General features: G+C 59.7%; 11 protein-coding genes. 7 read left to right on the top strand and 4 right to left on the bottom strand.

Translation table 11 applies throughout. The features are described 5' to 3' along the window. Window positions 1-9 precede the first annotated feature (9 nt). Window positions 10-2,049 (top strand): alpha-xylosidase, encoded by a 2,040-nt coding sequence (gene yicI, locus ACUIAI_RS00120; protein WP_445342221.1) that lies wholly within the window; start codon window positions 10-12, stop codon window positions 2,047-2,049. A gap of 88 nt (window positions 2,050-2,137) precedes the next feature. Further along, window positions 2,138-5,221: a glycoside hydrolase family 3 N-terminal domain-containing protein gene (locus ACUIAI_RS00125; protein ID WP_445342222.1), complete on the top strand. Its 3,084-nt coding sequence runs from the start codon at window positions 2,138-2,140 to the stop codon at window positions 5,219-5,221. Between the two features lie 78 nt (window positions 5,222-5,299). Here the strand turns inward: ACUIAI_RS00125 and ACUIAI_RS00130 are convergent, their stop codons facing one another. Then, window positions 5,300-5,971, bottom strand: coding sequence for a VTT domain-containing protein (locus tag ACUIAI_RS00130; RefSeq protein ID WP_045923865.1), 672 nt, complete (start codon window positions 5,969-5,971; stop codon window positions 5,300-5,302). Window positions 5,972-6,183: 212 nt separating this feature from the next. Here ACUIAI_RS00130 and ACUIAI_RS00135 point away from each other — a divergent pair, with 212 nt between their 5' ends. Continuing rightward, on the top strand, window positions 6,184-7,578 hold the full coding sequence (locus ACUIAI_RS00135) for a GH1 family beta-glucosidase (RefSeq protein ID WP_445342223.1): 1,395 nt from the start codon (window positions 6,184-6,186) through the stop codon (window positions 7,576-7,578). 75 nt (window positions 7,579-7,653) lie between these two features. On the opposite strand, the gene ACUIAI_RS00140 is transcribed toward ACUIAI_RS00135, so the two are convergent. Further along, entirely contained in the window at window positions 7,654-9,210 is a 1,557-nt protein-coding gene (locus ACUIAI_RS00140) for a dolichyl-phosphate-mannose--protein mannosyltransferase (protein WP_445342773.1), read from the bottom strand. A 250-nt stretch (window positions 9,211-9,460) separates the two neighbouring features. Between ACUIAI_RS00140 and rsmI the strand changes: the two genes are divergently transcribed. Next, window positions 9,461-10,390 carry a 16S rRNA (cytidine(1402)-2'-O)-methyltransferase gene (gene rsmI / locus ACUIAI_RS00145; RefSeq protein ID WP_445342774.1) on the top strand — a complete coding sequence of 310 codons (930 nt, stop codon included), beginning with the start codon at window positions 9,461-9,463 and terminating at the stop codon, window positions 10,388-10,390. Here rsmI and ACUIAI_RS00150 read toward each other — a convergent pair. After that, complete coding sequence (locus ACUIAI_RS00150) at window positions 10,354-10,629, bottom strand: variant leucine-rich repeat-containing protein (RefSeq protein ID WP_082097676.1); 276 nt, start codon at window positions 10,627-10,629, stop codon at window positions 10,354-10,356. The two genes, rsmI and ACUIAI_RS00150, sit on opposite strands and share 37 nt — an antisense overlap. 182 nt (window positions 10,630-10,811) lie before the next feature. Next, window positions 10,812-11,579 carry a hypothetical protein gene (locus tag ACUIAI_RS00155; RefSeq protein WP_445342224.1) on the bottom strand — a complete coding sequence of 256 codons (768 nt, stop codon included), beginning with the start codon at window positions 11,577-11,579 and terminating at the stop codon, window positions 10,812-10,814. Between the two features lie 138 nt (window positions 11,580-11,717). Between ACUIAI_RS00155 and metG the strand changes: the two genes are divergently transcribed. From metG to ACUIAI_RS00170, 3 genes are all read left to right on the top strand, one after another. Then, complete coding sequence (metG, locus tag ACUIAI_RS00160) at window positions 11,718-13,589, top strand: methionine--tRNA ligase (protein ID WP_445342225.1); 1,872 nt, start codon at window positions 11,718-11,720, stop codon at window positions 13,587-13,589. Window positions 13,590-13,829: 240 nt separating this feature from the next. Then, entirely contained in the window at window positions 13,830-16,850 is a 3,021-nt protein-coding gene (locus tag ACUIAI_RS00165) for an HAD-IA family hydrolase (RefSeq protein ID WP_445342226.1), read from the top strand. Window positions 16,851-17,076: 226 nt separating this feature from the next. Next, window positions 17,077-18,915 (top strand): ABC transporter ATP-binding protein, encoded by a 1,839-nt coding sequence (locus ACUIAI_RS00170; RefSeq protein WP_445342227.1) that lies wholly within the window; start codon window positions 17,077-17,079, stop codon window positions 18,913-18,915. Window positions 18,916-18,925 lie beyond the last annotated feature (10 nt).

Here is an 18,925-nt window from a genome sequence, read left to right on the forward strand (position 1 = left end):
GGAGCAACCATGAAGTTTCTAGATGGCATGTGGATGGTCAAAAAAGGCTTTGACGTCCGTTATGCGGCCAATGTGTACCAGGCCAAGATCGAGCCTAAGAAGCTGACCCTGTATTGCCCGTACGGCTGGCCCATTCATGAGGCCGGGCAAACGGTCGATGGCGGCATAATGACCATCGAGATAACCAGCCCCAGGCCCGACATCATCACCACGCGCCTGATCAATTACCGGACGGATCGAAGCCATTGCCCGGCCTTCCACCTGAACACGACCGACCCGGATGTCGCCATCGATGAAGATGATCGGGGCTGGACCTTCACTTCCGGACGACTGACCCTGAAAGTTGACAAGGGCGACTTCCCCTCATTCAAGTATTTCTTCGATGGCAAGGTTATAACCAGTACTGGTTTTCGCTCCAAGGGCATGGTGACCGATCCCCAAGGTCAGGTCTTCATGTCCGATCAGATGGATCTGGCGGTCGGCGAGAAGATATATGGCCTGGGCGAGCGTTTCACCAGCTTCGTCAGGAACGGCCAGAGTGTCGATATCTGGAATGCCGACGGAGGCACCGATACCGATCAGGCCTATAAAAACATCCCCTTCTATTTGAGCAATAAGAACTATGGGCTCTTCGTCGACAGTCCTGACGAGGTCTCGTTCGAGGTCGGATCGGAACGCGTCACCAGGGTCCAGTTCTCTGTGCCGGGTCAGGAGCTGGCCTATAGTGTCATCGGCGGCACGGATCTTAAATCAGTGCTGAACACCTACACTGATTTGACTGGAAAGCCGCCCCTGGTCCCCGATTGGAGCTTCGGCTTGTGGCTGTCGACCTCCTTTACCACTGATTACGATGAGAAGACCGTGATGGAGTTCGTGGATGGTATGGCCCAGCGAGACATCCCGTTGTGCGTCTTCCATTTTGATTGCCGGTGGATGAAGGAACTTGAGTGGAGCAACTTCATCTGGGACTCGGACAAGTTCCCTGATCCTGAGGGTATGCTAGCCAAGCTTCACGACCGCGGGTTGAAGGTCTGTGTTTGGATTAACCCTTACATAGGCCAGAAGTCGCCGCTCTTCGACGAAGGTGCTGCCAAAGGCTACTTCATCAAGAAAACCGATGGCCAGGTCTGGCAGTGGGACAAGTGGCAGGCGGGCATGGCCATTGTGGATTTCACCAATCCTGAGGCCACCGCCTGGTATCAGGGCAAGCTCAGGCACCTTATGGACCAGGGCGTGGACTGCTTCAAGACTGATTTCGGTGAGCGAATTCCCACTGAAGGGGTCGTTTTCCACGACGGCTCAGATCCGCATATCATGCACAACTATTACAGCTACCTTTACAACAAGGCCGTCTACGATCTGGTTGCCCAGGTCAAGGGCCCCGACCAGGCCATCCTCTTTGCTCGCTCGGCCACGGTGGGATGTCAGCAGTTCCCTGTGCACTGGGGCGGCGATTGCTGGTCCAACTACCCGTCCATGGCTGAATCCCTCAGGGCCGGCTTGTCCTTCGGTATGTCCGGCTTTGGTTACTGGAGTCATGATATTGCAGGATTCGAGGACAAACCCACCCCTGACCTGTATAAGCGTTGGACCCAGTTCGGTCTTCTTTCCTCCCACTCTCGTTATCATGGATCACGGGAGTACAAGGTGCCTTGGCTTTACGGTGATGAGGCTGTGGACGTGGCCCGAGAATTCACCAAGCTCAAGCTCAAGTTGGTTCCTTACCTCAAAAAGATGGCCATGGAGACCCATGAGACTGGATTGCCCATGATGCGGGCCATGGTTCTTGAATTCCAGAACGATCCCACCTGCGAGGACATCGACACTCAATATATGCTGGGTGATGACATCCTGGTGGCTCCCATCTTTTCTGATGATGGCAGCGCTCGCTTCTATGTGCCGGATGCCGGCGGTGACCAGTCAGGAAAGCCTTGGACCAATCTTCTTACGCACAAGAGCTATGACCCAGGCCGTTGGTATGAGGAGACCTACGACTACCACACGCTGCCGGTTCTGGTTCGGCCCGGCACGGATCCATTGGCTGTCTGAGTTCAGTCGCCCGTCGGTTTCTCGCTTTCACTGCGGGGAACCGATGGGGACCAGCGTTTATTCATGTCATTAAACAAGGGAGGGTCCCATGAAGAGAAGGATTGATCGCAGGCTGCATCGGTCTGGTTCCGTAGGAAGGGTCCGGTCGGTTCTGGCAGTGGCCCTGCCTTTGGTCATGGGAGCTGGGAATGTCGCTGGAAAACTCTTCGCTAATGTTTTGGATAGTTACCTTGGTCCAGGAAAATTAAGAATTGACAGGGCTTCGGGGACCCATGGCTGGGACGCAAGGTACTATCAGCCTTCTACAGATTCGCTTCAGGAGGCCAAGGCTGTCAGTGACCAGGTCTCACAGGAGATGGTCAACGAAGGCATCGTGCTTCTGAAGAACAAGGATCTCCTGCCCTTGCAGGAGGGTACCTGTATTACGCCTTTCGGCAGGGCCTATCTGGACCCGGCCTATGCTGGCACCGGTGCTGCCGCGACGACCGATCGTGATCGAGTGACCCCGGCCCAGGCCCTTTCCCGGCATTTTTCCATTGACGAGAGCGCCTGCCATGCCATGCAATCGGCCAAGACCTCCTATCCGAAGGCAGCTGCGGGCACCAGACCCTTGGACGCTGACAGGAATTCCCTTCAGGCAGTCATGGACAAGGGCCGATCAGCCCAGATCCCGGAATATGATCCAGCCATATATAGGCACTTGGAGGGGCAGGTCACCGGAACAGTGGGGCTGGTGATGATAAGGAGGGACGGATCTGAAGGCATTGACAAGCGGACAGAACCTTATGAGGATGGGACCCGCCACTATCTGGCCCTGACCAAGGCTGAGCTGGGTACCATCGATGCGGCTAAGCGACTCTGCAGTGCGGTAGTGGTGGCCCTCAACACGGCCAACCCGATAGAGCTCGGTCCGCTGATGGGCGGCACTCATGAAGTCGACGCGATTCTGTGGATTGGAACGGCAGGATCACGAGGATTTGACTCCTTCAGCGACATTCTGGCCGGCACGGTCAACCCCTCGGGAAGGACAACCGATACCTATCCCACCGATTTCACTGCAGACCCTACTTTTGCTAACTTCGGTGAGTTCCATTACAACAACGCCTCTGTCACCGATCGGACCCTTATCGGTGATTTGGTGCCCCATGGCGGCTTCGGAACCATTGATCGGCCTTTTGTTGAATATCGGGAAGGTATCTACCTGGGATACCGGTATTACGAGACAGCAGCCCTTGAAGACTCGGAATTCAGATACGGACAGCTGGACGGCAAGGGGGCAGTGGAGTCGCCGGGCGCCGTGGCATATCCTTTCGGCTACGGCCTGAGCTATACCACCTTCAGACAGACGCTTGGACGGGTGTTTTTGCGCGATGACGGTTTCATCGAAGCGAGGGTGAGTGTAACCAACATTGGTTCGCGTCCGGGCAAGGACGTGGTGGAGCTATACTATTCGGCTCCTTATACCGTGCATGACAGAGCGGAGCATATTGAGAAATCCGCCACTGTTCTGGTTGCCTTTGCCAAGACCAGGATTCTTGAACCCGGAGCCAGCCAAGAGGTTGTTCTCGCCTTTCTGCGTGATGACATGGCTTCATATGACTATCATCATGTCAATAAGGATGGCACCATTGGCGCCTATGTGCTTGAGGCGGGCGATTATACCGTCCAGCTGAAGGCCAATGCCCACGATCTGATTGATTCAGCCAAGGTAACAGTCGATCGCACCCAGGTTTTCCAAGGGCAGCATCTTCCGGGGGGCGACCGTCTGGCGCAGTCTTCGCTTGATGATGAGGGCAGGCCTACGGGCAAGCCGGAATCGGGCATATGGAGGCCGGTCAGCAACCATTTCGAAAGTCTGAATGCCTACATGGATGATCCCTCGGTGGTGCAACTGACTCGGAGCGATTGGAGTGCAAGTCAGCCGCGACCTATTCCTGCTCGAACCAAGGCTGCCCCTCAGTCGGCCTTGGATGAGTTCAAACGCTATGAACGATTCGATCCCCACCGTGATCCGACGATGGGCAATGGGAAGACCAGCCAGGTCCATTGCGACCAGGAGCCGGTCAGCGGCGCTAAAAACCGTTTGTCGCTGATCGATCTGCGAGCCAAGCCTTACACCGACCCGGGCTGGCAGCAGCTTCTGGATCAGATTGACTGGAAAAAGGACAGGAGCGACATCCAGCAGCTGCTGTTTATGGCCGCCTACCAGACCAAGGATCTACTCTCCCTGGGCAAGCCTATGACCGTTGACAAGGATGGGGCCATGGGTTGGAGTATCAAGGGAGCATCCTCCTGGGCTGGAGCCAACGTTATGGGGGCCACTTGGAACACGGATCTTCTTCGGCGGATGGGCTCCTGCCTGGGTGAGGAGGCGCTGCACTCCGGGCTCAATGGATGGTACGCGCCTGGTGTCAACATACACCGTTCTCCCTTTGCCGGGCGTGTCTACGAATTCTATTCCGAGGATGGTCTGTTGTCTGGCAAGCTGGCAGCTGCCTGCATCCAGGGAGCTGGGGATAAGGGCGTGTTTAGCTACCTCAAGCACATGGTGCTCAATGACCAGGAAAGCTTCCGCTCAGAGGGACTGGCCACATGGGCCAACGAACAGGCGATCCGGGAGATATACCTCAAGCCCTTCCAGATCGTCTGTCGGGAGGCCGTCACTGCCGTGCCCTACCTGGACGCCAAGGGAGGCCGACATAGGAAGATCATGCGGGCAGCGACCGGGATCATGTCTGCGCAGAACCTGATCGGAGGGGTCATTGGCTTTGGTCACCGTGGCATGCTCACGGATATTTTGCGCGGCGAATGGAACTTCCACGGGGCGGTCATCACTGACCTCTTTCTATCCAAGTCCCATGCGGAGCGCGACCTGGCCCTGCGTGCCGGTAGCGACATGTACATGATCCAGACCCCAGGATTCAATGCCGAGGATTATGACAGTCCGACAGCAAGGGGTGTCATGCGTCAAGCCATCCATCGGATACTCTATATGACGGTCAATTCCAATGCCATGAACGGTGTTCCCCCACGGTCGCGACTTAGCGTATCGCCGAGTCCCTGGAAAATTGGGCTGCTTGCGGCAGATGTGGTGGCCGTCCTGGCGGAGGGTGTCCTGCTGTTTGGCGGATTTCTGCAAAAGTGTCGCCTTGATGGTCGAAGCAAGAGGTAAAAATCGCATCGGCTTATATCGCTCGGAGGAAAGCAGACATCGACATGTACACTAAACAAGATTGTCTAGCAAGTAGGCTCATTCCGACTTCGACGTGTTCCCGCGCTTTTGGCCGAATTTAGCCTTGAGCAGGCCGATGACCGTGGGCAGGACCGAAATGACCAGGATCAGGATGATGACCAGCTCGAAATGCTGTTGGACTGCGGGGATGCCCCCGAAGAAGTAGCCCAGGAGGGTGAAGAGGGTGGACCATATCAGACCGCCCAGGATGCTGAAGGGGGTGAAGCGCCGCCAGCGCATTCCGGAGATGCCCGATATGAACGGCATGAATGTCCTGATGAAGGGGAGAAAACGTCCCAGGACTACGGCTAGTGGGCCCCACTTGTCAATCAGGCCTTCGGTCTTGGCTATTCGTTCGGGGGTCAGTGACTTCACGCGCCCCGAACGGACGATGGCCCGGCCGAAGAAGTGTCCGATGAAGTAGTTGCTCTGGTCGCCCAGGATTGGGGCCAACCAAACGACGGGAAGGAGCACGTCCAGAGCCATGCCGCTGGATGGGTCATGGGCGAAGACGCCGGCGGCGAAGAGCAGGGAGTCTCCTGGCAGGAAAGGCATGAAAACCACGCCGGTCTCGATGAAGATGATCAGGAAGATGAACCCGTAGGTCGGTACCAGCCCCATGGCGATCCAGCTCGCGATAGCGCTGCGCGGATCCTTGAGCAGGTGTATCAGCCAGTTGACGAACCCCATGAATCGCATTCCATTCCATCGATGTGTGCTTTTCCAGAACCGAGACACACTTTAACAAGCCGGCCTTGGCACCTAGTACTCCCCGGTCTGATTCCTTGCGAGGACAACACAACCCGTCGTTGCCGAACTTATGGGCTGTCGGCTACGGTCCTGTAGTCGGTCCTCCTGTGCGAAGATGGGCAGGAAGGGTCACACAATTGAGGAGTGGACATATGGTCAATGACGAACGGCTCGCCTTCCCAGAAGACTTTACCTGGGGCACGGCTACGGCATCCTTCCAGGTGGAGGGGGCGGCGCACGAGGACGGCAGAGGAGACTCCATCTGGGACGTTTTCTGCCGGCAGCCGGGGAGGATAGTGGATGGGTCCAATGGCGATGTCGCCTGTGATCAGTACCACCGCTACCCAGAGGACATTGCTCTGATGAAGCAGATGGGGGTGGGGGCCTACCGGCTGTCTGTGGCCTGGCCCCGTATTATGCCCCAGGCGGGCGGTGCCATCAACCAGGCTGGTCTGGATCATTACCGGCGGGTGCTGGACATGCTGTTGGAAAACGGTATCAAGCCTGTGGTCACCCTCTACCACTGGGATCTGCCCCAGTACCTGCAGGAGGCTGGAGGCTGGGCCAATCGCGACACCGCCCAGCGATATGCCGACTATGCGGCCGTCCTGGCCAAGGCTCTGGGTGATCGGGTGCAGACCTGGACGACCCTGAACGAACCCTGGTGCTCGGCCTATCTGGGCTACGGCAATGGCGGCCATGCCCCCGGCATCTGCGACTATGGGAAGGCTCTTGCAGCGGTCCATCATCTGAATCTTGCCCACGGTCTGGGAGCCCAGGCCATCCGTGCCGAGCTGGGCGACAGGGTACGTATATCGGTGACTCTGAACCTGCAGGTCAACCGGGCCGATAGCGACGATCCGGAGGATCTGGCGGCCAAGACCCGGGCTGACCTCTTCGCCAACGAGGTCTGGCTGGGTCCCATGCTGGCCGGCACCTATGACCAGCGCATCCATGATGCCGCTGAGGGTATCACTGACTGGAGCTTCGTTCGTGACGGCGATCTGGAGCAAATCCACCAGCCTTTGGATGTGCTGGGCATTAACTACTATTCAACCAACCATGTGCGGGGTCGAAGCGGCGCTGGTTCCGAGCGCAATCCCATGCCCGCCCAGGATATCGTCGAAACTCTGCCTCCCCAGGGGCCGCTGACCGCCATGGGCTGGAACCAGGAGCCTCAGGGGCTGACCGACCTGCTCATGGAGGTCTCCGAGCGCTTCCCTGAGCTGGATCTTATGATCACAGAGAACGGCTCTGCCTGGGAAGACCAGGTCAGCCCGGATCCATCTTTCCCTGGCGGCAAAGGGGTGCACGATCCCCAACGGGTGGCCTATCTTGAGGAGCACCTGCGTGCTGTGGCTCGGGCTATCCATGAAGGAGCCCGGGTGACTGGCTACTTTGCCTGGTCCCTATTGGACAACTTTGAGTGGGCCCTGGGTTACACCAAGCGCTTCGGTCTGATCAGGGTCGACTATGACACCCAGGAGCGGCTCTGGAAGGATTCCGGTCTGCGGTACGCGCAGATCATCCATGATCGCGCAGTCTGAGCAAGACGGCATACAAAGGCATATGAAGGTTGCTGCAAGGCGGTTGGGCATCGCTGTCCGACCGCCTCCTTTGTCTCAAATCCAGCTGGACAGCCACATGTGCATGCGCCAGAAGTCATAGGGGATGGGCATGGCGGTCCACAGCGGGTAGAAGAAGACCGAGGTCAGGCCCAGCAGGGTCAGACCCATGATCATGGTCTGTCGGTAGAGGATGATGTCCGAGTTCTGCCGCAGCCAGTTGACCACGTAGCAGATGGCCAGAATCATCCAAGGCAGGATGACGATGGAATAGAAAGTGAAAGTGGTCCGGTTCATGTATTGGATCCAGGGCAGCCAGCCGGCCAGCATGCCTGCCAGAACCCCCCAGATCCGCCAATCTCCGTGCTTGACCACGACGGCGATGACGATGGCTAGGATCATGCAGATACTGCCCAGCCACCAGGTCAGAGGATTGCCCAAGGACGTGACTGCCGCTACGCAGGGGGAGTCCTTGGCCAGTCCGCACAGGCCAGGGAAGCCCGTGATTTTCTGCCAGTAGAAGCTGGTGGGCCTGATCTGCAGGGGCCATGTCAGGGGGTTGGCCATGTATGGGTGGCGGGCATGCAGGGTGGTGTGGAAGCGCCACATCTGCCGGTGGTATTCAGCCAGGGACCGCAGCCCTTCCGGCAACCAGGTCAGGCCTTGGCCAGGGTGCTGGGCCGCCCAATTGTGCATGAAGGAATCGTCGTGCAGGAACCATCCCGTCCAGGAGGCCAAATAGGTGCCCGCCCAGATGGGGATCATAAGCAAGGCCGCTGGCAGCCCATCCCTGAAAACGGCGCTCTGTAGCCAGGATCCATACCCTGCTTGATGACGCTCCCAGCCATCCCAGAGCACCGAGATCAGGGCGAAGACGGCGAAGAAGTAGGCGCCCGACCACTTGGTCCCGGTGGCTAGGCCCAGCAGCAGGGCGGCTCCGGTCCGCCACCAGGACCAGGCGATGAAAGGGCCGGTGGTGGCCACGGGCAGCTCGACACGGCTTTTCTGCCCTTGCTGTCCCTGTGACTGAATGACCTTAACCCGGTAGTGCAGGCGGAAATCAGCCTGGTCCTTGGCCCAGGATTGTCGTAGCCTGGTCCTGGCCCAGTCCCGATGGCCCATCAGACACAGCCAGGCTCCCAGAACGAAGATCATGACGAAGTTGTCCAGCAGGCCGGTGCGGCTCATGACGATGCCTAGACCGTCTATGGCCATGAGGAAGCCGGCCGTCAGGGCGATGGGCAGGTTGTGGAAGAGGCGCAGAGCTACACGGCAGAGCAGCAGGATGGCGATGGTGCCGGCCAGAGCAGTGGCCACTCGCCAGGCAAAGGGATTGCCTGCTCCGCCGAACAGTTTGAGACCCAGGGCGATGCACCACTTGCCTACTGGCGGGTGAACCACGTATTCGGCCTGAGGCAGCCAGTCGCTTGTCTGCCCCTGGGCGAAGATCTGGTCAATGGGTAGGTTCAGTGGGCCGGCTTTTTTGGGCCAATTGCGAGGCTCGCCGGTCATCAGCATGGTCCAGGCGTCTTTGACGTAATATGTCTCGTCGAAGACGATGGCCCGGGGGTTGCCCAGCCGCACAAACCGCAAGAGCCCGCCTAAAAGAGCCATGAGTATGCAGGCCAACCAGCCGCTCTGCCGATGGGAGGGCCTGTGGATCCGGTTGACCCGACCCTTGGTGTGCTGACCCATGGGCGAGCTGAAGATAGATAGCATGACAGGGCGACCGGACCGGTGGGCGGCGTGCCTGCCGTGTCTGGAGGAGCGATGCTGCGAAGAAAGCCCTGCCAAAGATGTCATCACCCCTAGATTAGGCCATACTAAAGGCATGAGCAGCACGAATGGCCGGAGCGATGGACATATGCAGGGCAGAGAAAGTCATGAGAAGCCGATTCCACCTAGTGTTTCACGTGGAACGGTAGTGTTGGCGGCCACGCCTATTGGCAATGTCGCCGATGCCTCGAAACGTTTGGTGGAGCTCCTGCAGTCGGCGGACCTGGTTGCTGCGGAAGACACGCGGCGGCTCTACGACTTAGCCAACCGATTGGGCGTGCGTGTAGGCGGCAGGGTTATGGCCTATCACGATCATAATGAGCGACGGATGGCCGATCCCATTTTGGATCAGGTTCGTGACGGAGCCTGCGTGCTGGTGGTCTCGGATGCGGGTATGCCCACCATCAACGATCCGGGCATGGCCATCGTAAGGCGGGCCATCGAGCGAGGCATACCGGTCACCTGCGCTCCCGGCCCCAGCGCTGTGCTGGACGCTCTGGCTCTCTCCGGTCTGCCGACTGACCGCTTCTGTTACGAAGGGTTTCTTCCCCGCCGACATCAGGAGCGGTTGCGGCATCTGCGCACTCTGCGCAGCGAGGAGCGGACCATGGTCTTCTACGAGACACCCCACCGCATTGATCAGGCTATGCAGGACCTGCAGGAGGTCTTCGGCTCCGACCGGCTCATGGCCCTCTGCAGGGAGCTGACCAAGGAGCATGAGCAGATCCGGCGGGGTACCGTCGGCGACATTGTGCACTCCCTCCAGGAGAATCCCCCCAGGGGGGAGATGGTCCTGGTCGTGGCTGGTGCTTCTGCCTTGGAGGCCAGGCGCAACGACCCTGAGGCCATGGATGATCGGCAGTTGGCAGACCTGGCACGCGAACTGGCCAGATCCGAGGGCCTACGGCTCAAGGAGGCTATCGCCCGGGTGGCTGCCGAGCATCCCTTGGCCGATGGCAGCCTGCCTAATCGCAAGCGGATCTATGCCTTGGCCGTTGAAGAGGATAAGGAGGACTGATTCCCGTCCTCTTCATCCAGCAGCACCTCGAGCGCCCTGCGCACACCGGGCCCACCCAGCTGTGAGACGGTCTCCAGCAATGCCGGCGAAGCGGCGGGATTGGCCACCAGCCACCGGCGCAGCCGGGGCTCTTCTCGGGCGATGGTCCAGAGGATGCTCGGGTCGGTCTCGGGGTCTGTGGCCATCAGTGCCGTTGGCACCAAGGGAGGCTCTGGCGGTGGGGCCCGCCCCTCGGCCATTGGTTCGAGGCTATTGGGTTCGTCTTGACTCCAATCGTCTTCCGTTGATGGGTGCGACCGGCTGCTGATGACAGTCATAAACCGGGTCATACGTTCAGTGGCGGAGGATTCACGACGATGTCGGATCCGATCCTGGTGCCGATGATGGCCATGACCACGTCGGCCGTTCCTCATAGCCTGATTCATAGGATCGTCTTGAGTCGTTTTATGGTATCCAGTCCTCGAGCGTGGCCAGGCCAACGGGGGTTGGAGGACAGAAGCGCTTCGCAGGATCCGCAGCTGACATGATATCGCTCCATAAGCTCATGGAGAACCGCCATGATGTCCTCCCCGTTGCATTGGCCCGTGGGATCGCAGGCCAAATCACAGGCTGTCCAGAGTGGCGAAGTCACCCAGAGTCGCCCAAGCTTCATCAGATAACGGGCATCCAGCTGTCGCTGATGGGGGCGTAGGGGCCTGCCGTAAACCGGCGTGCGGAAATGGGAGTTGGAGATAATATCCAGGGCATCGGGGAAATGGCCGTTGATCCACACCCAGAGCGCCAGTCCGCCGCTTGCTGCTGCACCGTAAGGGACCATGGGCATGACGATGGATGCGCGACCGTAGAGTCCCTCCGCCTGTTCGTTCAGGTAGCAACAGGATCGGTCCAGGCAGGTCACGATTCCCTCATTCACCAGCAGGCTGAGGCTGAGCGGACCGGGCAGATCCCCGATCTGAATCAGGCTGGGCAGCGGTTTGGGCTCAGGGACCAGGGTTCCGAATTCGGTTGTAGACGGACGGCCACGAGTGCGCGTTGGGCCTGTTTCGTATCGTGGCCCGAAGCACTGCTGAGCGGTGTCGGTGAGGGGAGTCCGGCCTGGCGGCTTGGTTGTAGCTCTAAGGGTGCGGCTGGCGCCAAGGGTAGTGACAGGCGCCCACGTCGCTCCCCCGAGCACGTGTTCTCGATTCATGGTTCGACTGTAAAAGGTCGTGTCCGGGCTTACCTGAAGGAGGCCTAAATTTGTGAACTTGTGGATAATCTGCTCGCCAGCCTGCGGGCTTGTGGACGAGCAGGGGGATTGTAGGCCGAAGCCGATAATCTTGCTGGTATGAGTCATATCCTTGTTTCCGTCGCCTGGCCCTACGCAAATGGGCCCCGTCACATCGGCCACGTCGCTGGGTTCGGCGTCCCTTCGGATGTCTATGCACGCTACGAACGCATGAAGGGCAATGATGTCCTTATGGTTTCGGGGACCGACGAGCACGGCACTCCCATCCTGGTGGAGGCTGACGCCGAAGGAGTAGGTCCCCAGGAGATCGCTGATCGTTATAATCGGGTCATCGTCAAGGACCTGTGCGATCTGGGACTCAGCTATGACCTCTTTACCAGGACCACAACCGGCAATCACGAGAAGGTGGTGCAGGAGCTCTTCCGGCAGTGCAGGGCCAACGGCTACATCTATGAGGGCCAACAGAAGGTGGCTATATCGCCCTCCACCGGTCGGACTCTCCCAGACCGCTATATTGAGGGGACTTGCCCCATCTGCGGTGCCGATGGCGCTCGCGGCGACCAATGTGACAACTGTGGCAACGAGCTGGATCCGGACGAGCTGATCAACCCTGTGTCCAAAATCAATGGGGAGACGCCTCGGTTTGAGGAGTCCAAGCACTTCTTCCTGGATCTTCCCGCCCTGGCCGAGGCCAACCTGGCCTGGTTGAAGACCCGCAAGGGCTGGCGCAGCAACGTGCTCAACTTCTCCCTGGGACTCTTCAAGGAGGTCAAGCCACGGGCCATCACCCGCGACATTGACTGGGGCATTCCAGTGCCGGTGGACGGGTGGGTCGACGACCCCAACAAGAAGCTCTACGTCTGGTTCGACGCCGTCATCGGCTACCTGTCGGCATCCATCGAATGGGCCCGCCGTCAGGGCGACCCCGAAGCATGGCGCAAGTGGTGGAATGACCCCAAGGCCCTGGGCTACTACTTCATGGGCAAGGACAACATCACCTTCCACTCACAGATCTGGCCCTCGGAGATTCTGGCCTACAACGGGCAGGGATCCAAGGGCGGACAGCCGGGATCCTACGGCGAGCTCAACCTGCCTGAGCAGGTGGTGGCCAGCGAATTCATGACCATGGAGGGCAAGAAGTTCAGCTCCTCCCGAGGCATCGTCATCTACGTCAAGGACATTCTGGCACGTTATCCGGTTGATGCAGTCCGCTACTACATTTCCATCGCCGGGCCGGAGACCTCGGATTCGGACTTTACCTGGGCAGAGTTCGTCCGGCACAACAACGAAGAGCTGGCTGCATCCTGGGGCAACCTGGTTAATCGCGTGGCCAACCTGCTCAACAAGGACTTCGGCAGCATCCCCGCCGTAGAGCAATCCTGGCTGACCGAGGAGGACCGCGCCCTGTTGGATCGCAGCCTGCAGGCCTTTGATACTGTGGGGTCCTTGATCGAGCACCATCGCCAGAAGGCTGCTCTGGTCGAGGCCATGGCCCTGGTGGGCGACATCAACAAGTACATCTCTGCTCAGGAACCTTGGAAAATTAAGGACGACCAAAATCGTCTGGCTGCCGTCCTGCATACCGCCGCCCAGGCCGTGCTGGACGCCAACACCATGCTGGCCCCCTTCCTGCCACATGCTTCTCAGCGGGTCTGGGAGGCCATGGGCGGCAAGGGCACCTTCTCGCCCCTGCCTCGTGTCGAGGAGGTTGACGATCTGGATCGGTCCGACTTTCACTATCCCATCATCACCGGCGACTACCGGTTGGGGGAGACTGTTCATCCCTGGGCGCGCGAGCCTCTCAGGGACGGCACGCCAATCGATCGGCCCACGCCCATCTTCCCCCGCATTCCCAAGGAAGCCGTGCAGGAGGAGCTGGACCGCTTCCAGGAGCAGCTGGATCGCCGCAAGGCCAAGGAGCGTGCCCGTTTCGAGGCCGAGCAAGCCAAACTGGAAGGCCAGGGCAAGTGACGGTCGACTCGCCCGAACGACGCATACTCAGACCACAGTTTATGATTCACAGAGAACTCTGAGGTTTTCGGGTACTTCCTCCAAGGTAGCGCTGGTTATATTAGTTCTGTCGGTTGAGGTACTGGCCGATGGGGGTCGTGCGGCCCCGATAACTGAACCCCTTCTTCTCTCTCTTCTCGCCCGGCGGTTCTTCGAACCGCCGGGTTCTTTCGTCATGGAAGACCCATAGGATGAGTAACCATGAAGGTTGCCCAATTCGCCTGTGTGCTCTTCGATCTGGATGGGGTGTTGGTGCCCACGACCATCCTGCACAAGGCCGCCTGGAAGGCGTTGTTCGATCAGGTCCTGCCCGCGAACGTCCCGGCCTATACGGAGCAGGACTACTACGCCTATGTGGATGGTCGGCCCCGCTATGACGGTGTCGATGCCCTGCTGCGCAGCAGAGGCATTGAGCTTGACTGGGGCAGCCCCGATGACGATCCGCAGCTGGACACCGTCTGCGGATACGGCAATCGCAAGAACATGACATTTGAGCGGATGCTGAAGCAGAAGGGCATTGATCCCTACCCGGACACGGTGGATCTGCTCAGGCACCTGCGTACTGACAAGAAGCGTCTGGCTGTGGTGTCCAGTTCGCGCAACACGGCTGAAGTCCTCCAAGCCGCTGGAATTGCCGGATACTTCGACACAGTGGTGGACGGCAACCTCAAGGACGAGATGGGCCTTCAGGGCAAGCCGGCCCCAGACACCTACGCCTATGCGGCCAAGGTGCTGGGTCTGCGCAACGAGGATGCTGTTGTGGTCGAGGATGCCCTCTCTGGTGTAGCCGCCGGTCACGCGGGTAGGTTCGGCCTGGTTGTGGGCGTGGACAGGGGTGCCGGTCGCGAGCAGCTGCTCAAGGCGGGTGCGGACCTGGTGGTGGACCAATTGATTGAGCTGATCGACGACGATGCCAGTGAGCGTGCGCTGGCGGAGGATCCGGATCTGGATGCGGAACGTTTCCCTGTGGAGGACTGGGGTCTGAGCGAGGTCGGACGGCCCGACGCGGTCAGTGCCACAGTCTTTTCGGTCACCAACGGATCCGTCGGTGTCAGGGGCGAAGGAGGCGGGGAACGCTGCCTGGGCAACGGCACCTTCCTAAGTGGCTTCCATGACACTTTCCGCATAGCCCACCCTGAAAGCGCCTACGGATATGCCCAGGTGGGTCAGCTGATCCAAGGAGTGCCCGATGCTTCGGACTTCACCCTCAAGGTGGAAGGGCTGCCTCTGGGCCGGCCGGAGAAGACCACTCAGCGTCTGGACTTCCGAACCGGAATCGCGACCACCACCAATCTGTACGATCTGGGCCACGGCATCCACCTGAAGACCGTGCTCACCCGTATGGTCTGCCTGTATGACCGCAGCCTGAGCGTTTGCACGCTGACCGTTGAATCGCCCGACCGGGATATGGCTGTTGTGGTCGAGGGTCCGGTCAACGCGGACAACCCCCGCCATGTCAACTCCAGTGATCCCCGCAAGTCGACCTTTGTGGACGGCTGCGGAATCCACGAGGTGTTGGACAATGCTGTTTATGGCGAGCTGAGCTCGGATTGCAGGGTCTTTCGTTGCAATAATTCACGGCTCAGCCTGGCCCTGGGTGTTCGGCAGTTCAGGGACGGCCGGCCTGTTGAAGGCTCCGGCTGGCGTATGGACGTGCCCAAGGGTGGTTCCACTCGTCTGGTCCGTTACGCGGTCTACCGCAGCCACCCTATCCTTCCGGCCGGCACCAGCGGCAATGGTCTGGTCGTGCAGACGCGGGGCGAGGGGACCAGGAATCTGGTCGAGGACTGCCGCGATAGATTGGAGGAGGTCAGCACTCTTTCTCTGGATGAGCTAGAGCAGCGTCAGCGGGAGTGGCTGGACCGGTTCTGGGAGCGTCAGGATATCCGCATCCAGGCCGACGATGGCGGTCGTACCCAGCAGATGGTGCGCTGGGAGCTCTTCCAGCTGGCCCAGTCCACGGCCCAGATCGAGAACGGCGTGGGTGCCAAGGGTCTGAGTGGGTCCGGCTACAGCGGCCACTACTTCTGGGACACCGAGATCTACATTCTTCCCTTCCTGATTTATTCAGCGCCTGCCCGGGCTAGGGCTGTCCTTCACTACCGCTACATGATGCTGCCTGCCGCCAGGCGCAGGGCCTGCACGCTCAACTTGAACGGCGCCCTCTTCCCCTGGAGGACCATTGACGGCGAGGAAGCCTCCGCCTACTTCCCCACGGGAACAGCCCAGTACCACATCGATGCCGACATCGCCTACGCGGTGGCCCAGTATGTGCAGGTCACCGGCGATGAAGACTTCCTGCAGGCTGAGGGTATAGACATCCTGGTGGAGACGGCCCGTCTTTGGATGAGCCTGGGGCGCTACAAGGAGGATGGCCGCTTCCACATCCACTGCGTGACCGGTCCGGACGAGTACACGGTCTTGGTTGACGACAACCTCTATACCAACCAGATGGCTCGGTTCAACCTCTTGGCTGCTTACAAGGCTTACCAGCACTTACGCGAGAAGCACCCCGACCTGATCGGCGCCATACGTGAAAGGCTGTACTTCGACGATGAGGAGGCCAGCAAATGGTCCAGTGCGGCTGAGGCCATGTTTGTCCCCTTTGATGATCAGGAGGGGGTCCATGCCCAGGATGCCCAGTTCATGCAACGCCCCCGCTGGCACTTCGACCGGTTCACGGCCAGGCCCCTGCTGCTGCACTACCATCCCTTGGTCATTTACCGGCACAAGGTGCTCAAGCAGACCGACGTGGTTATGGCTCTCTACCTGCTCAGCTCCTGGTTTACCCCGGAGCAGAAGCGGGCTGACTTCGACTACTACGATCCGCTGACCACCGGGGATTCGACTCTGTCGGCAGCCTCCCAGTCCATCCTCGCTGCCGAGGTGGGGCATGATCGGTTAGCCATGCAGTACTTCCGTCGCTCCTTGTTTACGGACGTGGACGATCTGCATGCCAACACGACCGACGGCATCCACCTAGCTGCCTGCGGAGGTGTCTGGTCCAGCCTGGTCTGCGGCTTCGGCGGCTTGCGGGACACCGGTGGAACCGGGCTGAGCATCGACCCCCGCCTACCTTCATCCTGGCGCTCGCTGACCTACCAGCTGGAGGTGCGGGGCACCAGGTTCCAGGTAGCCGTGACCCCAGACGGTGTCGATCTGAAGCGTTTGTCAGGACCTGAGCTGGACCTTCTGGTCCAGGGACATCCGCGCCACATATGACCTCCGGATTCTGGGCCTAGACACGCCCGGGAACCGGGGTTGCATCTGCTCGGGGCTCCAATAGAATAAGCAACGCTTGACGAATCCAGGGCGGACGCGCGCGGCCTTGCAGCGGCGAAGAACATAGCTGAGCGTCATCATCGGTCAGTCACACTCCCGGACGGTCACGGCAATGAGAAGAGACCAGATCAGAAAAGTTCAACAGGGAACGTGAGGGTGTCCTCCAATGTACGTCGATTCTGCAAAGAATCAGCACAGCAGCAACCTTCGATGGATCCTCCCCTACTGCAGGCCGGACGCCGGTAGAATCGCCGCCGCTCTCCTGCTCTTTGCGGCGGACAAGGTCCTGGTCATGCTTATGCCCATTTTGGCGGGCATGATCGTGGACCAGGTCATTGGCCAGGGGCATGAGGACAGGCTGCCCAAACTTTGTTTCGCCATGATAGCCGTCACCCTTGGGCGCAGTGTCTGCCGCTATGGCTACCAGATGTTCATGGAGCGATTCGGCCAGAACACCATCTATCGGCTGGTCAGCGACGAGTATGAGAAGCTCCACGACATGGACTTCACCTACTTCAACCACACCCGCAACGGCGACATCATGAGCCGGATGACCTCGGACACCGATGCCATCCGCCACTGCATCTCCTGGGTCTCCTACAACATCCTGGAGGCTATCTGCCTCTTCGTTGGATCGCTGGCCGTCATGTTTACCATCGAATGGCGGCTGGCCCTGGCCTTGCTGGCCGTAACACCATTCCTTTTCTACTTCACCTGGCAGCTCTCCAAGCACGCCCACCCGCTCTTCTATGCCATCCGCAACTCGCTGGCATCCCTCAATTCCATGGTCGAGGAGAACATCGAAGGTAACCGGGTGGTTAAGGCCTTCGTCCGCGAGCCCTATGAGACCGAGAAGTTCGATCAGCACAACGATGACTACATGCGGCGCAACATGGACTCCGCCCGCAACAGCCGCACCTATATGCCCTGGCTGGACGGCTGCTCCTACATGCTCCAGCTGATCACCTTGATTCTGGGCGGCTGGCTGGTCATCCGCCAGCAGATGACCCTGGGCGCCCTGGTCTCCTTCAACAGTTTCCTGTGGATGATCGACGGCCCGGTGCGCCAGTCCGGCTGGCTGATCAACGATGTAGAGCGATTCAATGCCTCCTGCGTCAAGATCCGTCGGCTGCTGACGGCCGAGCCCAGGATTGTTGAACGCAAGAACGCCCAGGCCGGCGTGGTCCAGGCGGCCACGGTCCGTGCCAAGGTCAACGGCGAGCAGACAGGTGACCCGGTCAGGATCCGCGGAGATATCCGCTTCGACCACGTCAGTTTCGCCTTCCCTGACGATCCGGAGACCCCCATCCTCAAGGACATAGACTTCCATGTGGCGGCCGGCACCCGGCTGGGCATACTGGGGGAGACCGGCTCGGGCAAGTCCACCCTGGTCAGCCTGGTGGCCCGCTTCTACGACCCCACCGTGGGCCATGTGCTCATCGACGGGATCGACGCTAGGCAGTGGCCCCTGGACCTGCTGCGGCGGCAGGTCAACATTGTGGCACAGGACACCTTCCTCTTTTCGGATACCATCGGCGACAACATCGCCTTCGGAGCTCACCGCGACGATGAGCAGTACGTCAGGACCATGGCCTCCATGGCCGGCGCTGACTCCTTCATCAATCGAATGCCCGAGGGCTATGACACCGTGGTGGGCGAGCGTGGCGTGGGCTTGTCAGGCGGCCAGAAGCAACGACTCAGCTTGGCACGGGCCCTGGCGGACGACCCGGCCATCCTGATCATGGACGACACCACATCGGCCGTCGACATGGAAACCGAGGCCACCATCCAGCGACATCTGCAGGAGATGGAGGGCACCAGGACCATGGTTACCATCGCCCACAGGATTTCCTCCATCAAGGATTCCGACCTGATCCTGGTCCTGGACCACGGCAGGATCGTAGAACGCGGGTCCCATGAGGATTTGGTCCACGCCCACGGCCGCTACTACCGGATCTACCGCAAGCAGTTAGGGCTGCAATCCGGGCAGTCGGCGGGATTCTGATACATCTGCA

The sequence above is a fragment of the Bifidobacterium sp. ESL0827 genome (assembly GCF_052606685.1).